The organism is Lichenihabitans sp. Uapishka_5 (genome assembly GCF_033947565.1).
Classification (GTDB): domain Bacteria; phylum Pseudomonadota; class Alphaproteobacteria; order Rhizobiales; family Beijerinckiaceae; genus Lichenihabitans.
This window is the reverse complement of the sequence record NZ_JARPVX010000013.1, coordinates 26,773-49,926: the sequence shown is the minus strand read 5'-3', so window position 1 is coordinate 49,926 and position 23,154 is coordinate 26,773. Positions and strand designations below refer to the sequence as shown.

Below are 23,154 nucleotides of genomic sequence, written 5' to 3'. Positions count from 1 at the left end.
ATTCCCGCTCCGGGCTGTTGTTCAAAAGGACTGAAGGATCATGCGCGTCTACTACGATCGGGATGCCGATCTGAACCTCATCAAGGGCAAGAAGGTCGTGGTGGTCGGCTACGGCAGCCAGGGCCACGCCCATGTGCTCAACATGCGCGATTCAGGCGTCAAGGATATGGTCGTGGCGCTGCGCGAGGGTTCGCCCTCGGCCAAGAAGGCCGAAGGCGAAGGCTTGAAAGTGATGAATGTCGCCGATGCGGCCAAGTGGGCCGATGTCGTGATGATGCTCACGCCCGACGAACTGCAGGGCGACATCTACCGCACCGACCTCGCGCCCAACATGAAGGCCGGCGCGGCACTGTTGTTCGCCCACGGCCTCAACGTTCACTTCAACCTGATCGAGCCGCGCGCCGACATCGACGTGCTGATGGTGGCCCCCAAGGGCCCCGGCCACACGGTGCGGTCCGAATACCAGAAGGGCGGCGGCGTGCCGTGCCTGATCGCCATCGCGCAGGACGCGTCCGGCAACGCGCATGACCTCGGCCTCAGCTACGCGTCCGCCATCGGCGGTGGTCGCGCCGGCATCATCGAGACGACCTTCAAGGAAGAATGCGAGACCGACCTGTTCGGCGAACAGGCCGTGCTGTGCGGCGGCCTCGTGGAACTGATCCGCGCCGGCTTCGAGACGCTGGTGGAAGCCGGCTACGCGCCCGAGATGGCCTATTTCGAGTGCCTGCACGAAGTGAAGCTGATCGTCGACCTCATCTATGAGGGCGGCATCGCCAACATGAACTATTCGATCTCGAACACCGCCGAATACGGCGAATATGTCACCGGCCCGCGCATCGTGACGCCCGAAACCAAGGCCGAGATGAAGCGTGTGCTGACCGACATCCAGTCGGGCAAGTTCACCCGTGACTGGATGCTCGAGAACAAGGTCAACCAGACCTCCTTCAAGGCAACCCGCGCCAAGGCGGCCAGCCACCAGATCGAGGAAGTCGGCGAGAAGCTGCGCGCCATGATGCCCTGGATCTCCAAGAACAAGATGGTCGACAAGGCCCGCAACTAAATCCCTGCGCTCGGGGCCGCCAGCTTGGTGGCCCCGTTCCTCCGCTGTTCTGCATCAACCATTTACTAACAATACGTTAAAACCGGCCGCCGATGTTTTCCGCGGCGACATCGCGCTCCGGTCCATGCTATTTCGACGATGTTGCAGTCGTGACGATGTTGCGTGAGATGGTTTTGAGCCCCGCCCCGGAGACGCCTTTTGGCGTCAGCTTCCGGCCGACGGGGCCGGTGAGCGTCATCGCCGCTCCGCCCCACGCGCAACGTCACATGCCATTCAACGTGGCGGAGCGTCCGGTGGTCAGTGTGAGTGTGGAACGAAAGCTTGTGACCTTGCGCAAGCGCCTGGTGGAGGCGCAACGCGGCCTGTTGTTGGTGGCCGCCGAGGCGGAAGCCATGCCGACCTATAGCGCGCTACGGCAGATCGCCGATCTCGAAAGCGCCATCGTGGCCACCGAAACCATGATCGAGGAACAGCGCGACCCCGCGTCGTGATCGCCCTTCGCGGGGTCGATCAGCGGCCAAACGCCGGGCCATCCGTGTGGCCCGGACGCGATGGCGGTTTTTCAGGCCACGAAGTCGATCCTGTTGCGTCGCGCCGCCATGACGGTTTCGACAAGGCGGATATAGCTGTCCGCCCAGGCCTGGCGCGTCGCATCGTCGAAGGCCGCACCCAGCACCGCCTCGAGAGCCTTGATCAGCGCGTGGCCCAGCACGGCATCATGGCGCGGGCCGCCGCCGCTGCGGCGCAGCAGGTCGTATCGCGCCACGGCGTCGCCGCTCCGGCGATCCGCCACCTCGAGAATGCCCTCGATCACGACATCGGCCGCATGCGGGGCGCCGCCGCTCGGCCGCAACGCGGCCGCCAGGGCCGGCGACAGCCCGCCGACGTAAAGATCGAACACCTGCGCCAGATGAACCGCGCTGGCGGCGCGGCTGGCATCTGAGGCATGCAGGCGCTGGGCTTCGGACGACAACACCGTCTGGTTCTCCGTATCGAGGGGCCGACTCAACCCGAGGCGCCGGCGTTCCTGGCTTCGACCGATCTAGCCACAAGGATGTTGAGCAAAGCTTTCGGGGCGCCCGGCGCGTTGCTCGTGCAGCCGTCCCGAGGCTGGCGTCATCGCTTCAGAACAGGTCAAGCTCGGCGGGCGCGGCCGGGTCCGCCTGCGGGGCGCTGCCGCCCGAGGACAGTCGCTCCGCCAATCCCGACAGCCGGATCATCTTGACCCCGCTCGACAAGGCACCGACATCGGTCAGCGTCGTCGAGGCATCGAGGCAGGACATCAGGTCCGACAAGCCGTGCAGCGATTGTTCCAGCAGGTCGAGATCCTGCAGCCGGGTGATGGCGGAGGGGTCGCGGGACACCACCTCCTCCACCAGCGGCGTCAGAAACTGCTGCAGATTGTTGACGGCGCCGGCCAGCGTCCGCAGTTCGGAGCCGACGCGTTCGAACAAGCCGTTCCATTCGGCCGAATTGGCCGTCAAATCCGGTGCGGGTTCCTGCGCCATGGTCCTGGTTTCCAAAGCCGTCAGAACAATTCCAGCGCGCCGCTGGTCGGCAGGCTGGGTGGGGGCGCCATGGGCCGCATCGGCACGGGCTCCGAAATAAAGATCCGACGTGCCCGACCGGAAACCGGCCAGAAGTTGATGCGACGTCCCCGCGTGCCGCCCAGGCACTCGCCCACCAGCTTGATGCCCTCGCGCTCCACGAAGGCGCGGGCGAAACGGGCGTTCGAGGCCCCGACATCCGCGAGGCCGTCCATGGTCTTGGCACCACCGAACAGCTTCGCCTCGAGCCGGTTGCGTTGTGCGCCGCGCTTGAGCAGCCCGTTCAACAGCAACTCCATGGCATGCACGCCGTAACGCTCGGCGTGGTGCTGCTTGTCGGAGGCGGAGCCCTCGGCAAGCAGGAAGTGATTCATGCCGCCCACGCCGGCCATCGGATCACGGATACAGGCCGCCACGCAGGAGCCGAGCAGCGTGTTTAGAACGACGCCGGCATCCTGCGAGATCTTGTACTCGCCCTGGATCACAAGCGTCGGCTTGTCGACCGGGCCCTCGTCGGCGCTCCGGCCGGCATAGGTCATTGCAGCACCCCGAACACGGCTTCGATCTTGGCCTTCAGTTCGGGCACGGAGACGGGCTTTTTCAGGTAGTTGTTGATCTTCAGGTTGATCGCCTCCTGCAGGAACTCCTTGCCCTCGACGCCCGTCAACAGGAAGAAGGCCGCCCCCTTGGTGGCCGGATTGGCCCGAACGGCGCGCAGCAGCTCGACGCCGTTCACCTTCGGCATGTGGTAGTCGGAAATCACCAGATGAACCGGCGACTGCTTCATCATCACCAGGGCTTCTTCGCCGTCCTTCGCCATGGCGATGTGCTGGACGCCGAGTTCGGCCAGGCCGGCGCGGATCAGCAGGCGGCTCGTCTGCTGATCGTCGGCGATGATCACCTTGAGACTTGCGGCGAGTGGCATGGCGGCTGGTCCGTGTTGAGAGTGGTCAGGGTGAGAATGTCGTGGCCGATGCGGCGCAACGGCGCCTGGCGTTCGACGGCGCCGATTTCGAAGGCGACCTTCGGCATGCCGTAAACGAGCGCGCTTGCCGCATCCTGGCCGAGCGTGCGGGCGCCGGCCTGGCGCATGGCCATCAGGCCCGTGGCGCCGTCCCGTCCCATGCCGGTCAGGATCACGCCGAGGGCCTGGGCCCCGGCGGTTTTCGCGACCGATTGGAACAGCACGTCGACCGACGGGCAATGCCCGTTGACCGGCGCGGCGGCCCGGAGCCGGCAGCGGAGCCGGCCGGGAGACCCCACCACCTCGAGGTGATGGGTGGGGCTGCCGGGGGCGATGTAGACATGGCCTTCGAGCAGCGGCGCGCCGTCGCTCGCTTCCGCGACATGCGGGGCGCACAGGCGATCCAGGCGGTCCGCGAAGCTCTTGGTGAACAACGGCGGCATATGCTGGGTGATGACGGTCGGCGGGCAATTGGCCGGAAAACACGACAGCACCGCCGTCAAGGCTTCGACCCCGCCGGTCGAGGATCCGATCGCCACGATGCTACCATCGGGCCGGTAGGCCTTGCCGGAAACGGGGGCGCGCGGCTCGTGCCGGCTCTGCAGCCGGTCGGCCAGGGAGCCGACGCGGGATTTCGCGGCGATGCGAATCTTGTCCGGCAGCGCCGCGAACAGCTCGCGCTCGCCCGGTTCCGGCTTGGCGATGCAATCGACGGCGCCGATCTCGAGCGCCCGGATGGTGGCGTCGGTTCCGGCCCCCGTCAGGCTCGACACCATGATGACCGGGGTCGGCCTCAGCCGCATGATCTTCTCGAGGAATTCGAGCCCGTTCATGCGCGGCATCTCGATGTCGAGCGTCACCACATCCGGGTTGAGCACCTTGATGGCGTCGCGCGCCTCGATCGGGTCCTGCGCTTCGCCCACCACGACGATGTCGGAGGTGCGCTCCAGCACGGCGCGGATGAGGCGTCGCATGCTGGCCGAATCGTCGACGATGATGACCTTGATGCTGCTCACGGCTTGCCTCCGCGGAACCGGTAGGCCGTCGTGCCAGCGGTGGTGAACAGATTGGAGGCTGGCCCCTGCACGCGCTCGGAATGGCCGATGAACAGCGTGCCGCCCGGAACCATCATGGTGGCGAAGCGGCTCCACACCTTGGCCTGGGTGTCGTCGTCGAAGTAGATCACGACGTTGCGGCAGAAAATAACGTCGAACTTGCCCTTCATGGGCCACTGGCCGATGAGGTTGAGTTCGCGAAACGATACGAGCCGGCGCATATCGGGCGTCACGGTCAGGATGCGGCCATCGCTCGACATCGGCAGAAAGCCCTTGCGTCGCTCGGCGGGCGGAACCGACTGCACCAGACTTTCGTCGTAGCGACCCGCCTGCCCCTCGGCCAGCACCTCGGTGTCGATGTCGGTCGCCAGGATGCGGATGTCGTGATCGGCCGCATCCGGCATCAGGGCCAGAATGGTCATCGCCATCGAATAAGGCTCATGGCCTTTCGAGCAGGCCGCCGACCAAAGGCGAACCCGCTTGCCGGCCTTGGCGGCGGCAAGCAACGGCGGCAGCACGCTTGTGCGCAGCATGTCGAAGTGATGCGGCTCGCGGAAGAAGCTCGTCACATTGGTGGTGAGCGACACCAACATCTTCTGCCGCTCTTCGAGGCCGTCCTGGCCGGCCACGAGTTCGCAATAATCGCGGAACGACTGCAGCCCCAGCGACCGCAGGCGCTTGGCCAGGCGGGAATATACCAGCGTGGCCTTGGTTTCGGGCAGGAAGATGCCCGCATCGGCGTGCAGCATCGCCGCGATGCGGTTGAAGTCTTCCGTCCGGAAGATGAAATCGCCTTCCACGAGAGGGCGTTCCGCCTGGGAGGGGGGCCGCTTCTCGGTGGTGATCACGCGGCCAGCCTGTCGGGCGCCGGCAGCACGTGGTCGAGCGAGATCAGGCTGATCATGCGGTTGTCGATGGCCAGCACGCCCTGCACGAAGGAACGCGCCAGTTCCGAGGCGACATCCGGGGTCGGCTGGATCGAGTCGGTCGAGACCGTCAGGATGTCCGACACGGCGTCCACCAGAAGGCCCACCACCTGCGGCCCGACCTGGGCCACGATGATGACGTGGCGGGCGGAAGGCTCGGCCAGCGGCAGGCCGAAGCGCGCCCCGAGGTCGACGATCGACAACACGGCGCCGCGCAGGTTGATGACACCGCGCACAAAGGCCGGCGAGTGCGGCAGCACGGTTGCGGGCGTCCAGCCGCGGATTTCGCGGACCGACATGATGTCGACGCAGAATTCCTGGTCGCCGATGCGGAAGGACACGAGTTCCAGCATCTTGCCTGCTTCCTTGATGCGGTCAGTCATGGTGTTCACCCTGCGAGTGCGAAGGATTGGGCCGCGGCGTCGTCGCGCGAAGCCGATACGACGGCATCGACATCCAGGATCAGCGCCACGCGCCCGTCGCCCAGGATGGTGGCGGCCGCGATTCCAGGAACGTGGCCGTAATTGGTTTCCAGAGACTTGATCACCACCTGGCGCTGCCCCTGGATGGCATCCACCAGGAGCGCGTTGCGAGCGCCGCCCTCGGTCTCGACCAGCAGCGCGATGCCGGTTTTCGGATCGTCGACCCCGGGCCGGAACTGCAGCATCTCACCCACATCGATCAGCGGGATGAAGCCGTTGCGCACGCCGATCAACCGGGTGCCCTCGCCGTAATTGTGCACCGTGGTGGAGCGCGGCAGCAGCGTTTCGACGATGGCGGTCAGCGGGATCACCAGGGTCTGGTCGGCCACCGTCACCACCATGCCGTCGAGCACCGCCAAGGTCAGCGGCAGGCTCATGGTGAAGGTGGAGCCCTCGCCGGGACGCGACGAGATGGCGATGCGGCCGCCAAGCGCCTGGATCGAGCGCTTCACCACATCCATGCCGACACCGCGACCCGAGATGTCGGACACGACCGCGGCGGTCGAGAAGCCCGGCAGGAAGATCAGGTTGTCGATTTCGTCGTCGGTCAGCTTGGCGTCGGGCGAGATCAGGCCCTTGTCGACCGCGATCTGGCGCACCCGCTCGCGGTTGATGCCGCCGCCGTCGTCCGACACCTCGATGACGATGCGGCCCGACCGGTGCAGCGCCACCAGCTTGACGAGACCCTCTTCGGGCTTGCCGGCGGCAAGCCGCTTCTCCGGCTTCTCGAGCCCATGATCGATCGCGTTGCGGATCATATGGGTGAGCGGGTCGCTCAAGCGTTCGATGACGGTCTTGTCGACTTCCGTGCCCTCGCCCTCGGTGACGAGCCGGACCGTCTTGCCGGTCTGGGCCGCCACTTCGCGCACGAGGCGTGGCATGCGCTGGAACACCGAGCGGACCGGCTGCGCCCGGATCGCCATGACGCTGTCCTGGATCTCGCGGGTCAGTTGCTCGAGCTCGTCGAGACCGACCGCCACGGCGGACACGCGGGCCAGGCCGGCCTCCGTGACCCGCACGGCCAGCATGGCCTGGTTGATGACCAACTCGCCCACAAGATTGATCAGGCGGTCGACACGCTCGAGGTCGACCCGGATGGTGGGCGCGGCAGCGGCCGCCACCTCGCGCTTGGCTCCGGCCGCGGCGGCTTCTGCATGGGGCGGTTCGACCGCGGCCCGGGGCGCGGCGGGGCTCGGGGCGAGAGGAGCCTCGATCGCCGGAGGCGCGACCGCCACCGGCTCGTCCGGCAACGCCACGAACTCGACCGGGATGGCGTGGAACTCGAGTTCGGTTTCTACGACCGGCAGGTCCGGCAGCGCCGCGGGTGCCGCCAGGGGCTCGAAGCTCAACACGCAATCATATTCGGCGAAATCGAAGATGCTGCGGACGTCGGCTTCGCTTTTGTCGGTTTCGAGCTCGAGCGTCCAGAACAGGTAGGCGCCTTCGGGATCGAGGCCGTCGAGCCCGGGCGCCTCGTCGGTGTCGCAGGTCACCCGCAACGTGCCGAGGCGGCCGACTTCGCGGATCAGGATCACGGCCTCATTGCCGTTGGCGTAAAGCGCCGGGTGGGGCTTGAAGCCGATGCGGAAGCCGGCTGGGCCCGATGGCGGGGCCAGGAGGTCGTCAAAGGACGACAGGTCGATGGCGATCGGAATGAATTCGAGTTCCGCTTCGGCCTCCGCGACCGGCGCGGGCGCCGGGGCGGCCCCGGCGGGCGCCACGCCCTGACCTTCGGCCAGCGCCTTCAGCTCCAGCACGATGCCGGCGCTGCGCTCGGCCGGCACGACATCGTCCTCGCGGGCAGCCCGCACGAAGTCGGCCAGCACGTCGGCGGCGCGCAGCATCACCCGCAAAACGTCGGGCGAAGGATGCAGCTTGCCCACCCGGACGCGGTCCATGGCGCTTTCGAACACATGGGCGAACTGCACCAGGGCCGTCAGGTTGAAAGCGCCGGCTCCGCCCTTGATCGAGTGGACGGCCCGGAACACGGCATTGACGACCTCGGAATCATGGTTGCCGTCGTCGAGCTGCAGGAGGCCCGCCTCGAGTTCTGTGAGCTGTTCCTCGCATTCCTGGAAAAAGGTCTGCTTGATGGCGGCCATCGTATCCAAGAGAGAAGCTCCTCGGCAGGCGGGCTGGGCTGCGGTGTCAGGGGATCAGGCGGAAACGCGACGAACGGCGTCCACCAGCTTGACCGGATCGAAGGGCTTGACGATCCAACCTGTGGCTCCGGCCGAGCGGGCGCGCTGCTTCTTCTCGATGTCGCTCTCGGTCGACAGGACCAGGATCGGCACGGCGCGATGGCGACCGCCCTGGCGCACGCCCGAGATGAAGCCGAAGCCGTCCATCCGGGGCATGTTGATGTCCGTGATGATGACATCCGGATCGGAATCGGCCAGGACCTCGAGCCCGTGCACACCATCTTCGGCCTGGATCACCGAATAACCGGCGGCCGAAAGAGCCAGGCGCAGCATGTCGCGCATGGTCCGGGAATCATCCACCGTGAGGATGGTCTTGCTCATTATCAGGCTCTCTCGTTGGAGAAGAAGGAGGTCAGCCCAAGCAGGTCCAACCCCTCGTTGAACGGCTCCGATCCAGGCGTCACCGTGAAATAGGTCCCGTCGGCCATCCAGGTCTTGCGGGCCGCGATCAGCACCTGGACGCATTGGGCGCCCACCCGGCCCACATGGGACGGGTCGATCGTCACCGGCGCGCCACGCAGGCCCGCGAAGGTGCGGGCCAGCTCCGAGGCGGCGTTGAGGTCGAGGGTTTCGTCCAGCACCACGACATTGGGTGCCGACAAGGTTTCTGCGGAAAGGCCGGTCATGCGATCTGTCCTTTGGGGCGACGGGTCATGGGGCTCCATGGGGTCGCACTGCCGGCGACCTGTTCCTTCAGGCTCGAGCCAACATGTGGCGAAGCGATTGCCATTCGATTAAATCGCGAGGCGCCCGGGACTTAGGGATGGCCGGAAAAGGCCGAATGGGCCGGCTCAGGGCCAAAACGAGCAAACAAAGAGAACGAAACGTAACACGCAGGTATCGTTGCCAAGGTTTGCCGGACCGATGCTGTTTCCTCTACGACACGCCGCCTTCTAGGATGCGAAGAACACCCCCTCACCGGAGCCCGACGCTTGGTCCGATCCGTGTCCTGGCCCATGTATGCGGTCGATCCCGATGCGATGGCGCGCTTCTGGCCGCATCTCCGGCAATGCCTCGCCGACCAGAACATCGCCGCGCTGCCGGTCGCTCTGGCCCACCCGGCGGAGCTCGTTCCGCATTGGCGCGACCCGGCCCTGCTGCTCAGCCAGACCTGCGGTTATCCGTTCGTCACGAGCTTGCGACATGGGGTGCGCTATGTGGCGACGCCGCGCTTTCGGGCGCCGGGCTGCGAGGGCGCTTTCTACCGGAGCGCCGTCATGGTCCGCGCCGACGAAACAGCCCAAAACATCGCCGCCATGGCGGGCCGCCGCGCGGCCTATAACAGCCGCGACTCGCAATCCGGCTACAATGCCCTGCGGGCCCTTGTGGCGCCGTGGGCCACGAAGGGCCGTTTCCTTGCCTCCACCTCAGAGACGGGAAGCCATCGCGCCTCGTTGCGGGCCGTTCGTGTCGGCGAAGCCGACCTTGCGGCCATCGACGTCGTCACCCTGGCGCTCGTGCAGGCGCATGCGCCCGAGGAAACGGCAGGGCTCCGGGTGCTGTGCCTGACGGACCAAGCCCCCGGGCTTCCGTTCGTCACCGCGCCATCGACGTCGGACCTGGACCTGACGCGTTTGCGGACGGCCTTGGCCGCGGCCTGCGACGGGCACACCCCCGCGGCGCAAGCCTTGCTGCTGGAGGGCGTCGAGGTTCTGCCGGTCGAGGCCTATGCGGTCATCACGGCCATGCAAGACGCGGCCGAGCGGCAGGGCTACCCCGTCCTGCAATAAGCCGATGTCGTTTTCTGGATGGTGGTTCGACGCGGTTTCGTTGACCGAAATCTGTTGAGCCGGCCAGAATGTCGCCGATGCGACACCAACGGGTCTGTTCGGGGATGGACGCGGCGCATGAACGCCAGCACAAGGCACCATCACCTGACGGCCCGGCGGAGTACGACATGGCATGAAGAAGCTCCGCGCGCCCGGGCAGGTCGAGCAGGTCCGGCAGCAATATGCGGCGTTGCCGTTCCGCCGCGGCGACGGCCTGGAGATCATGCTGATCACCTCGCGCGAAACCCGCCGCTGGGTGGTTCCGAAAGGCTGGCCCATGAAGGGCCGCCGGCCACGCGGCACCGCGGCCCGCGAAGCCATGGAGGAGGCCGGCATCAGCGGCGCCGTGGCCAAGGCCGCGATCGGCAGCTACGTTTATATCAAGCGCGGCATCGGCGGCAAAAGCTGGCCCTGCCGGGTGGACGTGTTCCCGCTCGAGGTCCGCGTCGAACGGGCGACATGGCGCGAACGCAAGCAGCGCACGCGCCAATGGTTCAACTATATCGAAGCCGCCGACGCCGTGGCCGAGCCCGATCTGAAAGGGCTGATCCTGGCCTTCGGGGTGGCGTTCGACCGCATGGACGGGTGACGGGCGGGCCGCACCCCTCGATGGGCGCTCAGGGTCGGATCGTGCCCTGCGGAGCGGCTGCGAGGGGCAGATGCCGGCCCGACGGCGCCGGGAACTCCGTGTCGGGCTGGCCCGCGATGGCGCGGATGCGCGCTTCCGCGGCCGCGATGGCCTCCGCCCCGGGCAGCACGTGCAGGGTCAGGTCGTAGCGCCGCTCCTCGCCATGGTCGAGCATCGCCAGTTCGCCCTGCTGCCGCGCATAAGCGTGGCCGAGGATGTGGTTGGTGGCGGGCTCGATCCCGAGCGCATAGGCGCCGGCCTGAAAATTCTGCCATTGGTAGAAGCACGGAAGCTGATCCTTGCGGCTGTCGACCATCAGGCCAAGGCCGAGCGCATCGTTGACCAGCGCCACCGGCACGACCCCGTCGGGGGCGGCCGCCATCTCGTGCTGCCAGACCTGCTCATGGAAGCGGGGTTGCGGCTCCGGCATCGTGCGATAGCCGACACCCGAGCGTCGGTAGCCATCGCCGGCATGCGACGCCCAGACCACGTCGGCGATCGGCGCCAGGTAGCGCGACCCTTGGCTCAGCACCGGATAGCCGATGTTGAAATGGTAGCAGACCATGTGCGGCGTCGGGTAAAAGCCCTCGTTCACCACCCGGTCAGACAGGCGGATCGCGTCGCCGCCGAGGTCGGCCTCGATGCGACGCACCAGCACGAGGTTTTCACCGAAAAGAGCCGCCTGCCGCACGACGCCTTCGGCCCACAGGATGCAGCGGTCGCCTTCCCACCGCTCGCCATAGCCGGTCAGGCGAGCCGGAACCATGCTGACACGGCCATGGATGGCATGCCGGACGGTGTGGCGAGGCCCGTAATTGTAGTGGTCGGCCGGCTCCTCGGCCATGAAGCCGACGTGGTCGAGCCCGCAGGTGGCCAGCAGGCCCGAGAACGACCTGAGGAACCCGAGGCCGCCTTCCCCTTCGGGCTCGTGCAGGGCGGGGTTGCGAAAGCCTGCCGGCGAATGCCAGCCGATCGCCCGGCCGTTATGCTCGCATTCGGCGAGGTCCATGCCGCGATCGAGCAGCACCGTGAAGCGCAACCCCGAGCCGGTGCGGAACTCCAGCATCCGGTTGCCGCGCTCGACCCCGTCGCAAAGCTCGAGGAGACGAACGCCCCCGAAGGCCGCGAGCGCGCCCGACCGGGCCGCGAGATCCCGCCGCACAATCGGTCGGCCATACAGCGTCGTCATCAGGATTCGCTTCTCGTAGTCACGACACGGACCATAGCAAGCGGCGCGACCGATCGAACACCGGCGTTGCAACTTTTGACAGAGATTTTTCGAGGGGAATTTTCCCACGCATTTCAAGCATTTCCGCCGCAATTCCGCCGCGTCACAAAATGGTTAGTTGTGTCTTTAATGTTGTCTTAACGCAGACCTACGACGCTCCCGGTGCAAATAGATCTGGGGGTTAGATGAAGCTTACTTACATTCTGGCTGCCCTGCTGCCAGTCATACCGCCCATGCCGGCCTTTGCGGCAAGCGTGTATTCAGGCTGCTCGGTGCCTGCATTGAAAACCGGACACAGCACCTTTTATGTCGATCCTGTGAATGGCAGCACTTCGGGTGATGGGTCTTCGGCAAAGCCCTGGCGAACACTGGCCGATGTGGTCACGGTCGGCAATCAGATCATCTCGACACAAGGCCATGCGGGCCTGGCCTACGAGAACGGCACCGATACGACCCTGCACGCCATCAATGCCACCGCCCCCGTCAAGGCGGGCGACCTGATCCTGCTGAGATCCGGCGATCATGGCTCGGTGGCGATCAGCAACATGTTCAACAGCGACTTCATCACCGTGGCGGCGGCGCCCGGCGCCACGCCGGTGATCGACAAGCTGACGGTCGTCAGCTCGGCCAAGTGGATGTTCCAGGGCCTCACCTTCCGGGGCGCGGCCTCGACCGTGACGGGCGCCACCACGGTGGCGATGCCGAGCGGCTACCTGACGATCACCGGGTACGGGGATTGGGAAGGCCAGACCACCGACATCGTGTTCGACACCAACACCTTCGAGGCCGCCGCCTCGACCAGCGGCTGGACGGCCGCCGACTGGCTCAACGACCCTTATTCCTATGCGCTGCGGGCGAGTTCGCCCTGCACAAGCGTCACGGGCAACCATTTCATCAACAACTCGAATGCCCTGGTGATGACGACCGAGAAGGGGCTCGTGCAGGGCAACCTGTTCGAAAGCTTCAGCAACGACGCCATCGACATCACAGCCAGCAACCTGCTGATCAAGAACAACACCATCAAGAACGGGCTCAACACCACCCTCGATCCGTTGCATGCGGACGGCATCCAGGGCTGGTCGACGGTGACGAGCGGCGTCACGGCCACCAACACCAACGTGGTGGTGGACGGCAACATCGTCACGAAGACGGGGGATGCCAGCACGACCTACATGCAGGGCATCTCGTTCTTCGACGGCAAGTGGAGCGGCCTGATCGTGCAGAACAACGTGGTGGCGGTGAACAGCTGGAACGGCATCACGCTCTACGGCGCCCAAAGCTCGAAGGTGTTGAACAACACCGTCGTGTCTTCGGACCCGACCGGCCACCCGAGCTGGATCCAGATCCACGACGCCAAGGACGGCACGGTCTCGAGCGGCGTCACGGTGCGCAACAACATCGCCACCCAGCTCGACATCGCGTCGGGCAACACGGCCTTCGACCACAACATCGCCGCCGCCTCGATCACCACCTACCCGAGCGGCACCAAGACGGTGATCAGCTCAGGCTCGACCGGCACGGCGAATTCGGTGCTGCCGGCCGTGCTCAGCGGCTTCGTGACACTGAACACCGCGACCGGCAGCTTCGACCTGCGTCTGCGCTCGACCAGCGTGGCCATCGGGTTCGGCACCGCCACAAGCGCCCCGGCGCTCGACATCCTGGCAAAAGCACGCACCGCGCCGGTCGATGTCGGGGCCTACGTGCACTGACCGGGAGCGCGGCTCAGCCGCGGCCCACGAAGGGCATCTTGGTGGCCATGACGGTCATGTTCAGCACGTTGGCGTCGAGCGGCAGGCCCGCCATATAGACCACCGCATCCGCCACATGGGCCACATCGAAGGTGGGCTCGACACGTGTCGAGAGGTCGGCCTGCAGCACGCCGTCCTTCATCTTCAGCGCCATGGTGGTTTCAGTGTTGCCGATGTCGATCTGGCCGCAGGCGATGTCGTAGCGACGCCCGTCGAGGGCCGTCGACTTGGTGAGCCCCAGCACGGCATGTTTGGACGCCGTGTAGGGGGCGGAATGCGGTCGCGGCGCGGTGGCCGAGATCGAGCCGTTGTTGATGATGCGGCCGCCACGCGGGTCCTGCGCCTTCATGATCCGGAACGCTTCCTGGGTGCACAAGAAGACGCCCGTCACGTTGGTGTCGATGACGGCCTTCCATTGGGCGACGCTGAGATCCTCGAGCGGGATCGCCGGGGCGCCCGTGCCGGCGTTGTTGAACAGGAGATCGAGCCGCCCGAAGCGGTCGCGGATCGCGGCGAAAAGCTGCGCCACGGAGGCCGGCTCCGTCAGATCGGCCGCGATCGCCACCGCATCGGCACCGATCTCGACCGCCACGGCGTCGAGCACGGCCTGGCGGCGGCCGCTCAACACCACCCGATAACCGGCCCGGCCGAGCGCCAGCGCCACGGCCTTGCCGATCCCGGTGCCGGCCCCCGTCACCAGGGCGATCTTCTTGCCTTCGGACATGCGTTTGCCTCCCTTGCGACCTTACAGGCCGATGCGCCCGCCGAGTTCGTCCTCGATATGGGCCTGGATGATCTCGTCCATCGAGGTTTCGGCCGTGAAGCCGAGGGTTTGCGCCCGCTCCGCGTCGAAGTCGCGGGCCCATCCGGCCACGATCCGGGCGATGGTGGGGTCGGGCTCGTGGCGGATCAGCGCCACGGCCCTGTCGCCTGCGGCGCGGCGCAGCGCCTCGATCTGTTCCTCCACGGTGGCGGACAAACCCGGCAGGGTCAGGTTGCGGCGGTCACCGAGGCGCGCCGTGTCGAGCGTCGCGGCGCGCAGCAGGAACCCGACCGCGGCCCGCGGGCTCGCGAACCAGTGCCGCACGTCGGGGGAAACCGGCAGCACGGCCGGCTGGCCGCTCAACGGCTCGCGCAGGATGCCTGAGAAGAACCCCGAGGCCGCCTTGTTGGGCAGGCCGGGCCGGACGCAGATGGTGGGCAGCCGGATGCCGATGCCATCGAAGATGCCGCGGCGGGAATAATCGTTGAGCAACAGCTCGCCGATGGCCTTCTGGGTGCCGTAGCTGGTGAGCGGCGCCGACAAGAACGTATCGCCGATCTTCTCGGCGAACGGCGCCCCGAAAACCGCGATCGATGAGGTGAAGACCACCCGCGGCCGGTAGGGCTGGCGCGCCGCCTCATGCCGGATGGCGTCGAACAGCGACCGGGTGCCGTCGAGATTGATGCGATAGCCCTTGTCGAAATCCGCCTCGGCCTCGCCCGACACGATCGCGGCCAGGTGGAACACCACATCGGGCCGCGGCGCCAGCAAGCGGGCGGCGGCGCCCGGCTCCGACAGGTCGACCGTCACGGTCGTGATGGCAGGCCCATCGGCCTCGCCTCCAGGCGGCACGGGAGCCACCACATCGGCCAGCGTCAGGGCCGTGATGGCTTGCTGGCCCAGGGTCTTGTCGCGCAGCAGCCGATCGGTGAGCTTGCGCCCCACCATGCCGGCCGCGCCGACGATCAGAATATGCATGGCTTCGTTCCTCCGCGCACGCGCGCCCTCCGAGTCCCGTGGTGCCGGCGATACGTCACCGCCGCAGCCGCCGCGCCGTCGCCCGCTCGATCAACAGCGACCCGATGATGAGTGTGCCGATGGCGAGCCCCTGCCAGGCGGGCGACACGCCCAGCAGGTTCAGCCCGTTGCGGATCATCACCATGATGAAGACGCCGATCAACGTGCCCACCACCGAGCCGCGTCCGCCGGACAGGCTGGCGCCACCGATCACCACGGCCGCGATGGCGTCGAGCTCCAGCGTGCTGCCCATCTGGGGGTCGGCCGTCTGCAGCCGCGCGATCGCCAAGGTGGCGGCCACGGCGGCCAGGACGCCCGACAACACATAAGGCAGCACGGCATAAAGGCCGACGTTGAGGCCGGCCGCGCGGGCCGCCTCGCGATTCGAGCCGACCGCGTAGAGGGTGCGCCCCCCCTTGGCGAAGGCCAGATAGGTCCAGGCCGCGCCACAAAGCACCACCAGCACGATCGCGTGCAGCGGCACGCCGAGCGGCGTCATGCTGAGGATCGCCTGCAGCCGGTCCGGGATGGCGGTGATCGACTGCTGGCCCGACAGGAGGCTGGCAAGGCTGCGGGCAATCGCCATCACGCCGAGCGTCGCCACAAAGGCCGCCAGGCCGAACACGCCGACCAGCACGCCCGACACCAGGCCGAATCCGGCGCCGGTCAGAACGGCGGCCGCGATGGCGAGCGGGATCGACAGATATTGTAGCCCCAGGCCGAGCACGATGCCGGTGAGCCCCACCACGCCGCCGACCGACAAGTCGATGCCGCCGGTCAGCACCACAAAGGTCATGCCGATCGAGACGATGCCCAGCACCACCGACTGGTCCAGCATGGCCAGAACGCTGACACGTGTCAGGAACAAGGGCGACAGAAACGACAACACCGCGGCCAGCGCAAAGGCGAGCAACAGCTTTCGCAAGGCGACCCGACGGGCAAGATCGAGGCCACGGGTGGAGCGGAACAGGCCGCTCAGATCGGTTCGGGCCGACGTGTTCAGGGTGGGATCCTTGGCGCTCATAGGCTGGCGGCCAGCGTATCGATGCGGAATTTGATGGCGGCGGCCGGCGGCACCGCGTGACCGCCCGGCAGGGTCAGGCCGACCCAGCCCATATTCTGCCCGCGCGGGCTGCGGACCGGCACCAGCAGGGTGGTTCGCGTGCCGTCGGCTTCACGAATGAAGCTGGGTTGCCGGGCCCGGAGCGCCTCGGGGATGCGGGTGGCGTCGAACATGCGGGCTTCGCCGGGTGCGAACCCGGGGTCGGCGCTTGCATCGGCCACCACGGCGTTGAGGCCGATGACGTGGTCGCCCTCGATCAGGGCCCAGAAGCCGACGCCGCCGTTCTCGGCCGTGAGGTCTTCGAGCAGCGCGGTGTTGCGGGCGACGGAACTCCGGGGGGCAGCCAGCAAGGTCAGCGCCTCGCGATCGAGCATCGCGGCCGGCAGATCCGCGACGGAGCGGCCATCGCTCAGCACCACGACCCGGTCGGCGAGGGCGAGCAGTTCCTCGAAGTCCGACGACACCACCACCACGGCCGCGCCTTTGGCGGCGGTTTCGCGCAGCAGGGCATGAATGGTGGCGCGGGTCGCAATGGCGACGCCCCGGGTCGGCTCGTCGACTATCAGCACGCCCGGATCGAGAAGCAGCCAGCGCCCGAGAATGGCCCGTTGCTGAACATCGCCCGGAAAGCGCAGCAGACCCGAATCGAGCCTTTGGCTGAGCGGCAGCTGCAGCTTGGGCGCGAGGTCGTCCAGGGCCGCGGCCCGGCGCTGGTAGCCGCGACCGAAGCCGCGCTGGGTGCCGAGATGGGCCAGGAACAGGTTTTCGCGCAGGCTCATGTCCGGCACGAAGCTGCCGTTGGGGCGGTCTTCGGGCACGAAGCCGATGCCGGCCCGGATGGCGGCGCGCGGCGCCTCGGGCCGGAGCGGCTGGCCGTCGATGTGCACGTCGCCGGCCCGCGGCCGCAGCCCGAAGATCGCCTCCGCGACCTCCGAGCGCCCCGCCCCCACGAGGCCCGCAAGGCCGAGAATCTCGCCGCCCGCAACCGCGAAGGACACGTCCTGCACCGCGGGCGCCGACGCCAGATGGTGCACGACGAGCCGGGCCGTGTCGGCGTCCTCGGACGCGGCGCGGCGTCGGCCCGGTCGCGCTTCCAGCCGGGGTGCCGATCCCACCATGGCTTCGGCGAGTTCGTCCGGCGTGATGTCCGCGACCCGGCGGGCATCCAGGGTCGCGCGGCCGTCGCGCAACACCGTGAGCCGGTCGGTCACGTCGACGACATCCTCGGGGCGGTGCGACACCAGCACGAGCCCACGGCCCGACAGCCGCAGCCGCGCCATGATGTCGAACAAACGGTCCACCTCGGTCGAACTCAACGAGGCGGTGGGTTCATCGAAGACGATCAGCTTCGCCCGGATGCCGAGCGCCTTGGCGATCTCGACGATCTGCTTTTGGCCCGACGACAAACGGCCGACCTCGGTATCGAGCGGCACGGCATCGGCCTGGCCGAAGCTCGCGAGAAGCTCCCGGGCCCGCGCCCGCAGCGCCCCGCGGTCGAGCCAGCCCGGTCGGCCAAGCTCGGGCAGAAAGATGTTTTCCAGCACCGTCATGTCGGGCGCCAGGGTGGTTTCCTGGGTCACCATCGCGATGCCGACCCGGATGGCATCGCGGGTCGAGCGGAGGCGGATCGGATAGGTGCGGTAGGTGATCTCGCCCTCGTCGAAGGCGACATGGCCGGCGATGATCTTGCCGAGCGTCGACTTGCCCGACCCGAAGGCGCCGACGAGGCCATGGATTTCGCGCGGCTGCAGCGTGAAATCCGCGCCCACCAGGGCCGGGGTGCGCCCGAACGCCTTGGTGATGCCGCGCGCCACCAGCAGGGGCGCCTTGGGCTCGGAGGTCGGGGCGGCAGACACGGGAACGGCCGGGCTGATCAGGATCGGCCCGACAACGGCACGGCCGAACCAAACCGTTCGGCCGGGGCACGCCACGTCGCGCCTGTCCGGACCCGATGGTCCGTGTCCGTCCTGCGATCCACCCTGGCCTCCCGTTCGCGGCTCCTCGATTGTTCAAGGCCCCGCTTATGTTGCGAAGGTCCACCGGCGCGAGGCCAGCCCGGGTGTTCTAAGCCGGGCCGGCCCCGAGGGCCAGCGCCGATCGCGCGGAAGCCGCCGGGCTGCCGTCCTGTCCCCGGTTATCGATCCTTCGGATAGTCGGTCGCGAGCGCCGTATCGCGCAAGCCGGACACCTCGTCGAGGCGTTCCTTGAGCTTCTTCACCACCGCATCGTGTCCCCACAGGCCGAGCACCAGGTGGCGGGGTGGGTTGGGGTTGTCGACGAGCGCGATCATCGCTTCGCCGGCCCGCACCGGATCACCGGCCTGCTTGCCGCTGATGTCGGCGGTCATCTTCAAGCGGGAGCCCGCGGTTTCGGCGTAGTCGGCGATCCGATTGGGGGTCTGCTTCAGCGAGCGCCCGGCCCAGTCGGTGCGGAACGGGCCCGGCTCGACGCAGGTCACCTTGATGCCGAGCGGTGCGCCTTCGGCCGCCAGCGCGTCCGACCAGCCCTCGACCGCATGCTTGCTGGCCGCGTAATAGCCCGAGCCCGGGAACCCGACGAAGCCCGCCACCGAGGTGATGTTGATGATGTGACCGCGACGCCGGGCCCGCATGCCGGGCAGCACGGCGCGCGTGAGCGCGAACAGGCCGAACACATTGGCCTCGAACTGGGCGCGGATCTCGCTGTCCTCGCCTTCCTCGACGGAGGCCTGATAGCCGTAGCCCGCATTGTTGACCAGGACGTCGATGGCGCCGAAGCGCTCTTCCGCGGCCGCCACGGCCGCCGTGACGGCCTTGGCGTCGGTGACGTCGAGGGCGAGTGGCAGCACCTGGCTGTTGCCTTCGGCGAGGTCGGCCACGCGGCTCTTGTCGCGCGCCGTCACGACGGTCGCCCAGCCGCGTGCCGCGACGAGCTTGGCGAGTTCACGGCCAAACCCGGTCGAACAACCGGAAATGAACCAGACGGGTGTTGCTGAGGATGCCATTGCTCTATCTCGTTGGACGGGCCGGACCGCTGGCCAGTGTTCAAGACCTAGGGTCCGCTCCGTCCGAAGCGAGACCTGGACCCCATCCATGCCCCTCGATGCGCTGCCGCATGCCACCGCCCGCCGCATCCTGCTGATCCTGATGGCGGCGATCTATCTCGTGTTCGGCCTGATCCACGTCGCGACGCCGGACCCGTTCCTGCCCATCATGCCGGCGTGGGTGCCGGCGCCCCGGCTGGTGGTGATCCTGACCGGCGTCTGCGAGATCGCGGGCGCCATCGGCCTCGTGGTGCCGCGCACCCGCTGGCTCGCCGGGGTGATGCTGGCGCTCTACGCGGTCTGCGTCTACCCGGCCAACCTGAAGCACGCCTTCGACCATGTGGCGGTGCCTCAACTGCCGAGCGGCTGGTGGTATCATGGCCCGCGTTTGTTGTTCCAACCCGTCTTCGTGTGGTGGGCCTTATTCTGCGCCGGCGTCATCGACTGGCCGTTCCGCTCCCGCCGGGGTGACAGGCCAGCCACCGGCTGACATCCTTCCCCGCGGCGCATCGGTGTTGGACGCCCGACATCGATGCGGTATAAGTCAGCAACACTGACCTTTTAAACAGACTTCGGCCGCACCGAAGAGGAGGACACCCCCATGGACGGCGACGCCCCCTTCAGCTTCGACACCATTCCGCACCCTGCCCCCGTGGCAGAGTCCGAGCGCGTGGCTTTGCTGGCCAACCCGGATTTCGGCCGGGTCTTCACCGACCACATGGTGACGATCCGCTACACCAAGGGACAGGGCTGGCACGACGCCAGGGTCGAGGCGCGCCAGCCCATCACGTTGGACCCCGCCGCGGCCGTGCTGCATTACGCGCAGGAGATCTTCGAAGGGCTGAAGGCCTATCATGTCGAGGGCGGCGGCGCGCAATTGTTTCGGCCCGACGCCAATGCCCGGCGCTTCGCCGACTCGGCCGACCGGCTTGCCATGCCGGCACTGCCGGAAGCGATGTTCGTCGAATCGGTGCAGCGCCTCGTGGCCGTCGATCGCGCCTGGATCCCGACCGGACCGGGCGGCAGCCTGTATCTGCGGCCATTCATGATCGCCGGCGAGGCATTCCTGGGCGTCAAGCCGGCCAGCCAGTACCTGTACATGGTCATCGCCTCGCCGGTCGGGTCCTATTTCAAGGGGGGTGCCAAGCCGATCTCGGTGTGGGTGTCGCGCCATTACACGCGCGCCGCGCCGGGCGGCACCGGGGCGGCCAAATGCGGCGGCAATTATGCCGCGAGCCTGCCGGCCCAGGCGGAGGCGATGCGCCAGGGCTGCGACCAGGTGGTGTTCCTGGACGCGGCCGAGCGGCGCTGGGTCGAGGAACTCGGCGGCATGAACATGTTTTTCGCCTTCGCCGACGGCTCGTTGCAGACGCCGCCGCTGAACGGCACCATCCTGCCCGGCATCACGCGCGACTCCATCATCACCCTGGCACGGTCCAAGGGCATGACGGTGCGCGAGGAGCCCTACAGCATCGAGCAATGGCGCGCCGATGCGGCGAGCGGCACCCTGCGGGAAGCCTTTGCCTGCGGTACTGCGGCCGTGATCGCCCCCGTGGGACGGGTGGAGGACGGCGCGAACTCCTTCGCGATGCTGGAAGGGCTTGCCAACGACTCCGTCGCGGAAACGCTGCGGCGCGAGCTGACCGACCTGCAGCGCGGCGCCATCGCCGATCCCCACGGCTGGGTTCAGCGGGTGTTCTGATCGTAAGGTGGTGGAAGGGCGTTCCCGCCTCCTTGATGCTGCATTTTTGCCACATCTGCGGCAGGATCACGCAGCGAGCAGGAACAAAGCTCGCTGCCGCGGTTTAGCTTAGGCTTACCACGAAAGGGGCTGCTCCCATGAACGTCATCCTGCTGATCATCCTCATCCTGCTGCTGTTCGGCGGCGGCGGCTATTACGGCTACGGCGCAGGCGGCCCGCTGATGGGCGGCGGCATCGGCGTCATCGGCCTCATCATCATCGTGGTGCTGCTGGTCAGGGGTATCTGACCCGATCCCATTGCGACGCCGCGGCGGGGTCCGTCGCGGCGAACCGGTGGTTCAGATAAGCCACCACAAAGGCCGGCATCGCGGGCGTGATGTCGGCTGGCCCGCGCACCACATGCATGCGGGCCAGTTCGGGCTGCGGGTCGGTGGCCAACCAGCTGTGGATCTGCGCCACCAGAACGTCGGCCGGCAGCCGCGACACCACGCGCTTCATGCAGCACAAGCGGATCGGGCTCGTGACAAGCGTCATGCCGTCGATCCAGGTCAGTTCCGCCGGATCGAGGCCGGTTTCCTCTCCGAGTTCGCGCCGGGCACTCGCCTCGAGGTCGACCCGTCCCTGGCTGACGTCCTTCGGGTCGGGAGTGCCGGACGGGAAGTAGACCTGGCCGGCCGGCGCCGTGTGGGGCGCCATCTCGCCCAGGATGAAGGCGCCGTCCTGGCTCTCGAGCGCCGCCATCGAGAAGACGTTGCGCACGCCTGCAGAAGGAAAGCCCGCGTCACGCCAGCCGAGAAACGTCTTGAAGTCGGTCTCGAAGCAGCGGCCGTGGAACACCGGTCGAGCGCTGCCAGCCTGCAGCGTCCCGTCCCGCATCAGCAGCACGCGGCCGTTCCAGATTTCCGGCGTACGGGCCACGCGGCGCAGCCAGTTCGCCTCGATGGCCTCGGCCTCGTGTCGAGCATAGGGCCAGTCGAACGCCACCACGTCGCAAGTGACGGCGGCGGCCTCGATCACCTCATGCCCGCTCACAGGTGCAGCGTCCCTTCGCTAATGCGCACCACCCCACCGCCGATCGACGCCGAAGCCAGCACCCCAGCCTCGACCACGAGCCCGAGCACGATGCGGCTCGGACGGCCCATCTCGTAGCCCTGCTCGATCACCAGTGTGTGGTCGCCGTCGGGGAGCGCCTCGAAGGCCATGATGGCGCCCGCCAACGCCGCTACGGCAGAGCCCGTGGCCGGGTCCTCGTCAATGCCGAGTCCGGCGGCAAACATCCGGGCCCGGACATGCGAGCCGTCTTCGGCCACGTCGCGGCTATAGGCGTAGATCGCGGTCGGGGTTCCGGCCGGCAGGATCTCGGGCCACCGCGCGACAGGCGGCCGGAGGCGCGCGATGGCGCCCGGCGCCAGCGGCACGAAATGATAGGCGACGCCGGCCGAGATCATCATCGGCACATGATCATCGAAGCCGATGTCGGCTTCGGCGAGTCCGAGCGCCTCGGCGAGAACACGAGGCGACGGCGCCTCGCCCAGGGTCTTGGGCAGCTTCGGCAGGCTAAAGCTCGCCTGCAGCCGTCCCTTCACCCAGCGAGCGATACACTCGACGGCGCCAATGCGCTCCTCGAGCACCACGGCGAGATCCTGCCGGGCCAGCATCTCGGGCGCCCGCAGAACGGCCAGCAAGGCCGCGACACCGACGGTCGGATGGCCCGCGAACGGAAGCTCGCGCGTCGGTGTGTAGATGCGCAGGCGCGCCGTATTGATGGCATCACGCGGGTCGGCCACGAACACTGTTTCGGACAGGTTGAACTCGCGCGCGATGGCCTGCGCCCGGTCGTCCGGAATATCCCCGGCATCCAGCACGACCGCCAACGGATTGCCCGCGAGAGCCGTATCGGTGAACACGTCGACGACATGGAAGGGGTGCGGCACGGTCGCTCCTTTGCGGGTCCGGGTCGCCTTGTCGTCGCTCACTCC

General features: G+C 67.5%; 26 protein-coding genes. 8 read left to right on the top strand and 18 right to left on the bottom strand.

What is annotated here, in order from left to right:
* Positions 1-40 precede the first annotated feature (40 nt).
* Entirely contained in the window at positions 41-1,060 is a 1,020-nt protein-coding gene (ilvC, locus tag P7D22_RS07920; protein ID WP_319933686.1) for a ketol-acid reductoisomerase, read from the top strand.
* Positions 1,061-1,152: 92 nt separating this feature from the next.
* Positions 1,153-1,551 (top strand): hypothetical protein, encoded by a 399-nt coding sequence (locus P7D22_RS07915; protein WP_319933685.1) that lies wholly within the window; start codon positions 1,153-1,155, stop codon positions 1,549-1,551.
* Between the two features lie 71 nt (positions 1,552-1,622).
* On the opposite strand, the gene P7D22_RS07910 is transcribed toward P7D22_RS07915, so the two are convergent.
* From P7D22_RS07910 to P7D22_RS07865, 10 genes are all read right to left on the bottom strand, one after another.
* The gene (locus P7D22_RS07910) at positions 1,623-2,069 is read right to left on the bottom strand and encodes a hypothetical protein (RefSeq protein WP_319933684.1); all 447 of its coding nucleotides are present in this window, start codon (positions 2,067-2,069) and stop codon (positions 1,623-1,625) included.
* Between the two features lie 115 nt (positions 2,070-2,184).
* Positions 2,185-2,568: a hypothetical protein gene (locus tag P7D22_RS07905; protein WP_319933683.1), complete on the bottom strand. Its 384-nt coding sequence runs from the start codon at positions 2,566-2,568 to the stop codon at positions 2,185-2,187.
* Between the two features lie 20 nt (positions 2,569-2,588).
* Positions 2,589-3,146, bottom strand: a complete 558-nt coding sequence (locus tag P7D22_RS07900) for a chemotaxis protein CheD (RefSeq protein ID WP_319933682.1) — start codon at positions 3,144-3,146, stop codon at positions 2,589-2,591.
* Complete coding sequence (locus P7D22_RS07895) at positions 3,143-3,532, bottom strand: response regulator (protein ID WP_319933681.1); 390 nt, start codon at positions 3,530-3,532, stop codon at positions 3,143-3,145. The genes P7D22_RS07900 and P7D22_RS07895 overlap by 4 nt, the downstream gene beginning before the upstream one ends.
* Complete coding sequence (locus tag P7D22_RS07890; protein WP_442916054.1) at positions 3,505-4,545, bottom strand: protein-glutamate methylesterase/protein-glutamine glutaminase; 1,041 nt, start codon at positions 4,543-4,545, stop codon at positions 3,505-3,507. The genes P7D22_RS07895 and P7D22_RS07890 overlap by 28 nt, the downstream gene beginning before the upstream one ends.
* A gap of 38 nt (positions 4,546-4,583) precedes the next feature.
* Complete coding sequence (locus tag P7D22_RS07885) at positions 4,584-5,474, bottom strand: CheR family methyltransferase (RefSeq protein WP_319933679.1); 891 nt, start codon at positions 5,472-5,474, stop codon at positions 4,584-4,586.
* Entirely contained in the window at positions 5,471-5,935 is a 465-nt protein-coding gene (locus P7D22_RS07880) for a chemotaxis protein CheW (RefSeq protein ID WP_319933678.1), read from the bottom strand. Before P7D22_RS07880 ends, P7D22_RS07885 begins: the two co-directional genes overlap by 4 nt.
* 5 nt (positions 5,936-5,940) lie before the next feature.
* Positions 5,941-8,136 (bottom strand): chemotaxis protein CheA, encoded by a 2,196-nt coding sequence (locus P7D22_RS07875; protein WP_442916053.1) that lies wholly within the window; start codon positions 8,134-8,136, stop codon positions 5,941-5,943.
* Positions 8,137-8,190: 54 nt separating this feature from the next.
* Positions 8,191-8,556 (bottom strand): response regulator, encoded by a 366-nt coding sequence (locus P7D22_RS07870; protein WP_319933676.1) that lies wholly within the window; start codon positions 8,554-8,556, stop codon positions 8,191-8,193.
* A gap of 2 nt (positions 8,557-8,558) precedes the next feature.
* The gene (locus P7D22_RS07865; RefSeq protein ID WP_319933675.1) at positions 8,559-8,861 is read right to left on the bottom strand and encodes an STAS domain-containing protein; all 303 of its coding nucleotides are present in this window, start codon (positions 8,859-8,861) and stop codon (positions 8,559-8,561) included.
* 318 nt (positions 8,862-9,179) lie between these two features.
* Here P7D22_RS07865 and P7D22_RS07860 point away from each other — a divergent pair, with 318 nt between their 5' ends.
* Together P7D22_RS07860 and P7D22_RS07855 are read left to right on the top strand one after the other, a co-directional pair.
* Positions 9,180-9,965, top strand: a complete 786-nt coding sequence (locus tag P7D22_RS07860) for a phosphate/phosphite/phosphonate ABC transporter substrate-binding protein (RefSeq protein ID WP_319933674.1) — start codon at positions 9,180-9,182, stop codon at positions 9,963-9,965.
* Positions 9,966-10,137: 172 nt separating this feature from the next.
* On the top strand, positions 10,138-10,593 hold the full coding sequence (locus tag P7D22_RS07855; RefSeq protein WP_319933673.1) for an NUDIX hydrolase: 456 nt from the start codon (positions 10,138-10,140) through the stop codon (positions 10,591-10,593).
* A gap of 28 nt (positions 10,594-10,621) precedes the next feature.
* Here the strand turns inward: P7D22_RS07855 and P7D22_RS07850 are convergent, their stop codons facing one another.
* A complete protein-coding gene (locus P7D22_RS07850) occupies positions 10,622-11,821 on the bottom strand; it encodes an aldose 1-epimerase family protein (RefSeq protein WP_319933672.1) in 1,200 nt (399 codons plus the stop codon).
* 311 nt (positions 11,822-12,132) lie between these two features.
* Here P7D22_RS07850 and P7D22_RS07845 point away from each other — a divergent pair, with 311 nt between their 5' ends.
* Entirely contained in the window at positions 12,133-13,569 is a 1,437-nt protein-coding gene (locus P7D22_RS07845) for a right-handed parallel beta-helix repeat-containing protein (RefSeq protein WP_319933671.1), read from the top strand.
* 13 nt (positions 13,570-13,582) lie between these two features.
* On the opposite strand, the gene P7D22_RS07840 is transcribed toward P7D22_RS07845, so the two are convergent.
* From P7D22_RS07840 to P7D22_RS07820, 5 genes are all read right to left on the bottom strand, one after another.
* On the bottom strand, positions 13,583-14,332 hold the full coding sequence (locus P7D22_RS07840) for an SDR family oxidoreductase (protein ID WP_319933670.1): 750 nt from the start codon (positions 14,330-14,332) through the stop codon (positions 13,583-13,585).
* A gap of 21 nt (positions 14,333-14,353) precedes the next feature.
* Positions 14,354-15,349 (bottom strand): D-erythronate dehydrogenase, encoded by a 996-nt coding sequence (gene denD / locus P7D22_RS07835; RefSeq protein ID WP_319933669.1) that lies wholly within the window; start codon positions 15,347-15,349, stop codon positions 14,354-14,356.
* A 55-nt stretch (positions 15,350-15,404) separates the two neighbouring features.
* Positions 15,405-16,412, bottom strand: coding sequence for an ABC transporter permease (locus P7D22_RS07830; protein WP_319933668.1), 1,008 nt, complete (start codon positions 16,410-16,412; stop codon positions 15,405-15,407).
* Complete coding sequence (locus P7D22_RS07825; protein WP_319933667.1) at positions 16,409-18,307, bottom strand: sugar ABC transporter ATP-binding protein; 1,899 nt, start codon at positions 18,305-18,307, stop codon at positions 16,409-16,411. The genes P7D22_RS07830 and P7D22_RS07825 overlap by 4 nt, the downstream gene beginning before the upstream one ends.
* 278 nt (positions 18,308-18,585) lie before the next feature.
* The gene (locus P7D22_RS07820; protein WP_319933666.1) at positions 18,586-19,434 is read right to left on the bottom strand and encodes an oxidoreductase; all 849 of its coding nucleotides are present in this window, start codon (positions 19,432-19,434) and stop codon (positions 18,586-18,588) included.
* An 88-nt stretch (positions 19,435-19,522) separates the two neighbouring features.
* On the opposite strand from P7D22_RS07820, the gene P7D22_RS07815 reads away from it, so the two are divergent.
* From P7D22_RS07815 to P7D22_RS07805, 3 genes are all read left to right on the top strand, one after another.
* Positions 19,523-19,963: a DoxX family protein gene (locus tag P7D22_RS07815; RefSeq protein ID WP_319933665.1), complete on the top strand. Its 441-nt coding sequence runs from the start codon at positions 19,523-19,525 to the stop codon at positions 19,961-19,963.
* Positions 19,964-20,074: 111 nt separating this feature from the next.
* Positions 20,075-21,175, top strand: coding sequence for a branched-chain amino acid aminotransferase (locus tag P7D22_RS07810; RefSeq protein WP_319933664.1), 1,101 nt, complete (start codon positions 20,075-20,077; stop codon positions 21,173-21,175).
* Between the two features lie 137 nt (positions 21,176-21,312).
* Positions 21,313-21,462 carry a DUF3309 family protein gene (locus tag P7D22_RS07805; protein WP_319933663.1) on the top strand — a complete coding sequence of 50 codons (150 nt, stop codon included), beginning with the start codon at positions 21,313-21,315 and terminating at the stop codon, positions 21,460-21,462.
* Here the strand turns inward: P7D22_RS07805 and P7D22_RS07800 are convergent.
* Positions 21,449-22,207: an NUDIX domain-containing protein gene (locus P7D22_RS07800; RefSeq protein ID WP_319933662.1), complete on the bottom strand. Its 759-nt coding sequence runs from the start codon at positions 22,205-22,207 to the stop codon at positions 21,449-21,451. The genes P7D22_RS07805 and P7D22_RS07800 overlap by 14 nt on opposite strands.
* Entirely contained in the window at positions 22,204-23,109 is a 906-nt protein-coding gene (locus P7D22_RS07795) for a PhzF family phenazine biosynthesis protein (RefSeq protein ID WP_319933661.1), read from the bottom strand. The genes P7D22_RS07800 and P7D22_RS07795 overlap by 4 nt, the downstream gene beginning before the upstream one ends.
* Between the last annotated feature and the right edge of the window lie 45 nt (positions 23,110-23,154).